The organism is uncultured Amaricoccus sp. (assembly GCF_937858865.1).
Lineage (GTDB): Bacteria > Pseudomonadota > Alphaproteobacteria > Rhodobacterales > Rhodobacteraceae > Amaricoccus.
In genome coordinates, this window is the sequence record NZ_CALLYO010000029.1 from 1 (window position 1) to 3,646 (window position 3,646).

Consider the following 3,646-nt stretch of genomic DNA (forward strand, 5'->3'; position numbering starts at 1 on the left):
GGACGAGGCGGAGGAGATCGCCGAGGAGCTCCGCGCCGCCGCCGCCCGGGCGCGCGGCATGGGCAAGGGCGGCGCGCCTAAGCCGGGGGGGCGGAAGCGGGGTCGGGGTCGGTGAGCTGGCCGAGCCGGGCGGCGGCGCAGCGGGCGAAGCGCTGGACGAGCGCCCGGCGGCGGGCGGACGGCAGGGGCGTGGACTCCGGCCAGCGCTGGATCTCGGCGTCCCAGGCGTCGGCGATGATGAGGCCGGCGGCGGGCGGCAGGAGATCGGTCGGGAAGTCGGTGTCGACTGCCCAGAAGAACCGGTCGCACCAGGGAAGATAGCCGCTCCACTTCGCGTCGGAGACGAAGTCCGCCCGGCAGGACTTGCATTCGACGATCCAGAGCTCGCCCTGCTGTCCGAGGGCCATCACGTCGACGCGCAGCCCTGGTGAGGGGCAGAACTCGAGAAGCGGCGCGAAGTGGCGGCTGCGCAGGTGCCGGCTGACACCGCGGGCCAAGCGCTGGCCGGGAAGAAGGCCCTCGATCATCAGTCCTCCTTCGCGCCGCGGCCGGGACGCGTCAAGGGGCGGCCCCGGGGCGCGCCCGGGCGGCGTTAGCAAAAAGGCCATGCGCAGGGCTTGAAGCCGCCCGTCGGGGAGGGCTAGACAGGATCCAAGGGGCCGGGCCGCGCAGGCGGAATCGGCCGACGGGCTGTCAGGAGAGCAGATCATGGCCGACGCCGTTGTCCATTCACACCACGACCACGACCATCCGGGTTTCTTCACCCGCTGGTTCATGTCGACGAACCACAAGGACATCGGCATCCTCTACGTCGTGACGGCGGCGACGCTCGGCCTCGTCTCGGTCGCCTTCACCATGTTCATGCGCCTCGAGCTGCTGGAGCCCGGGGTGCAGTACATGCTGATCGACGGCGAGCCGCACGGGCACATCTGGAACGTGCTGGTTACCGGCCACGGCGTCTTGATGATGTTCTTCGTAGTCATCCCAGCGCTCTTCGGCGGCTTCGGCAACTACTTCATGCCGCTGATGATCGGCGCGCCCGACATGGCCTTCCCGCGGCTCAACAACCTCAGTTACTGGCTCTACGTGGCGGGCTCGACGCTCGCGATCCTCTCGATCATGGCGCCGGGGGGCGACGGGCTGCCGGGCACCGGCGTCGGCTGGGTGCTCTACGCGCCGCTCTCGACAACGGAATCCGGCATGTCGATGGACCTCGCGATCTTCGCGGTGCACCTCTCGGGGGCCTCGTCGATCCTCGGCGCCATCAACATGATCACCACCTTCATGAACATGCGCGCGCCGGGGATGACGCTGCACAAGGTGCCGCTCTTCCCCTGGTCGATCATGGTCACGGCCTTCATGATCCTCTTGGCGCTGCCGGTGCTGGCGGGTGCGATCACCATGCTCCTCACCGACCGCAACTTCGGCACGACCTTCTTCGACCCCTCGGGCGGCGGCGACCCGGTGCTCTACCAGCACATCCTGTGGTTCTTCGGCCATCCGGAGGTCTACATCGTGATCGTGCCGGGCTTCGGCATCATCAGCCACGTCGTCTCGACCTTTTCGAGGAAGCCGATCTTCGGCTACCTGCCGATGGTCTACGCGATGATCGCGATCGGCGCGATCGGCTTCGTGGTCTGGGCGCACCACATGTTCACCGTGGGCATGTCGCTGACCCAGCAGAGCTACTTCATGATGGCGACGATGGTGATCGCGGTGCCGACCGGCATCAAGATCTTCTCCTGGATCGCGACGATGTGGGGCGGCTCGATCGAGTTCAGGACGCCGATGCTCTGGGCGCTCGGCTTCCTCTTCGTCTTCACCATCGGCGGCGTGACCGGCGTGGTGGTCAGCCAGGCGCCGATCGACCGCGCCTATCAGGACACCTACTACGTGGTGGCGCACTTCCACTACGTGATGAGCCTCGGGGCGGTCTTCTGCATCTTCGCCGGCTGCTTCTACTGGATGGGCAAGGTGACCGGGCGGCAGTATCCGGAGTGGGCCGGCAAGCTCCACTTCTGGATGATGTTCATCGGCGCCAACCTCACCTTCTTCCCGCAGCACTTCCTCGGGCGGCAGGGGATGCCGCGGCGGTACATGGATTATCCGGAAGCCTTCGCGCAGTGGAACTTCGTCTCCTCGATCGGTGCGTTCATCTCGGGGCTCTCGTTCCTCTTCTTCTTCTGGATCGTCTTCTACACCCTGCGCTACGGCAAGCGGGTGACCGAGCCGGCCTACTGGGGGCCGCAGCCCGACGCGACGCTGGAGTGGACGCTGTCCAATCCGCCGCCGGCGCATACCTTCGAGACGCTCCCCACCCGCGACATGTGGGACCATCGCGCGACGCACTGAGAGGGCCCATGCCGGACGGATCGGGCGTCGGAGGACCGGAGGGGGCTTTCGGGCCCGCGGGGGATCCCTTCCGGCGCAGCGATCCGCCCGAGCTGGCGCTGACGCTCTGGCCGAACCGTTCCTGCTCGCGGCGGGGCTGGACCTGGGTGGTGGGGATCCTCGCGGTGGGGCTGGCGCTGCCGCTGGCCGGGCTGGCCGGCACCAAGGCGGCCTGGGGGATGCTGCCCTTCCTGGTCGCCGCGCTGGCGGGCCTGTGTCTCGCGGTGCGGCGCAATCATCTCGACGGGCGGCTGTGCGAGGAGCTGAAGCTCTGGCCGGACCTCGTCACCGTGGTGCGGCGCGAGCCGGACGGGCGCGAGCGGCGCTGGCATGCCAATCCCTTCTGGGTGCGGCTCAAGCTGCGCGATGCGCATGTCGAGAAGTATCTGACCCTCGAGGGGAGCGGGCGCGAGATCGAGCTCGGGGCGTTCCTGAGCCCCTGGGAGCGCGAGGCGCTGCATGCCGATCTCGCCGCGGCGCTGGCGCGGGTGCGGGGGCCGCGCTGAGGGCTGTCCTTCGGGCGAGGCGCGAGTTACCATAGGGGCGTCGCAACCACCGGGAGAAACCCCATGCTTCGACTGACGCCTGCCGCTCTCGTGCTCGCGCTGGCACAGCCTGCGGCCGCGGACGAGTTCACCGATACGCTCGAGAGCGCGCTCGAGGCCTATCGCAGCGGGGACGTCTCGGCGGCGCGCGAGGATCTCGACTTTGCCGGGAAGCTGCTGGCGGCGATGAAATCGGAGGCGCTGGCGAAGTTCCTGCCGGCGGCGCCGGGGGGCTGGACGCGCGGGGAGGCCTCGGACGAGGAGGCCGCCGCGGGCGGGATGATGGGGATGTTCGGCGGCGGGACGAGCGCGGCGGCCACCTATACCAAGGGCGCCGAGCAGGTGACGGTCACGCTGGTCGCTGACTCGCCGATGGTGAGCGGCCTCGGAGCGATGATCTCGGGCATGGCCGGGCTGGCCGGCGGCAAGCCGCTGCGCATCCAGCGCACCGAGTTCACCGAGCAGGACGGCGACCTGCAGGGGGTGGTGAACGGGCGGGTGATGGTGAGCGTGACCGGGGGCGCGAGCGTCGAGGACAAGCGGGCGTTCCTCGAGGCGATGGACTTCGGGGCGCTCGGGAACTTCTAGGTGGGCGCGCGCGCCCATCCGGCTAACCATTTGAAATGAAACGGCGTCTGGTGCGCCGTTAACCGGGTGGTCACACTACACGACAGGGCTGGCTGAGGGCGGGATGAGGTGATCTTCTGGAC

Annotated in this window: 4 protein-coding genes; 3 read left to right on the top strand and 1 reads right to left on the bottom strand. The window is 68.8% G+C overall.

The genetic code is table 11. The features are described from left to right. Positions 1–77: 77 nt before the first annotated feature. On the bottom strand, positions 78–527 hold the full coding sequence (locus Q0112_RS00640; protein WP_297970171.1) for an MmcB family DNA repair protein: 450 nt from the start codon (positions 525–527) through the stop codon (positions 78–80). A gap of 181 nt (positions 528–708) precedes the next feature. Here Q0112_RS00640 and ctaD point away from each other — a divergent pair, with 181 nt between their 5' ends. The 3 genes from ctaD to Q0112_RS00655 all read left to right on the top strand — a co-directional run bounded on the left by ctaD (position 709) and on the right by Q0112_RS00655 (position 3,524). Continuing rightward, positions 709–2,352 carry a cytochrome c oxidase subunit I gene (ctaD, locus tag Q0112_RS00645; protein WP_297970173.1) on the top strand — a complete coding sequence of 548 codons (1,644 nt, stop codon included), beginning with the start codon at positions 709–711 and terminating at the stop codon, positions 2,350–2,352. An 8-nt stretch (positions 2,353–2,360) separates the two neighbouring features. Beyond that, a complete protein-coding gene (locus tag Q0112_RS00650; protein WP_297970175.1) occupies positions 2,361–2,897 on the top strand; it encodes a DUF2244 domain-containing protein in 537 nt (178 codons plus the stop codon). Between the two features lie 63 nt (positions 2,898–2,960). Further along, on the top strand, positions 2,961–3,524 hold the full coding sequence (locus Q0112_RS00655; RefSeq protein WP_297970177.1) for a hypothetical protein: 564 nt from the start codon (positions 2,961–2,963) through the stop codon (positions 3,522–3,524). The last annotated feature ends 122 nt before the right edge of the window (positions 3,525–3,646 follow it).

Excerpts from the sequence above, each read along its gene's own strand:
- ctaD (WP_297970173.1), top strand. The coding sequence starts at position 709 with ATGGCCGACGCCGTTGTCCATTCACACCACGACCACGACCATCCGGGT.
- Q0112_RS00655 (WP_297970177.1), top strand. The coding sequence starts at position 2,961 with ATGCTTCGACTGACGCCTGCCGCTCTCGTGCTCGCGCTGGCACAGCCT.
- Q0112_RS00640 (WP_297970171.1), bottom strand. The coding sequence starts at position 527 with ATGATCGAGGGCCTTCTTCCCGGCCAGCGCTTGGCCCGCGGTGTCAGC.
- Q0112_RS00650 (WP_297970175.1), top strand. The coding sequence starts at position 2,361 with ATGCCGGACGGATCGGGCGTCGGAGGACCGGAGGGGGCTTTCGGGCCC.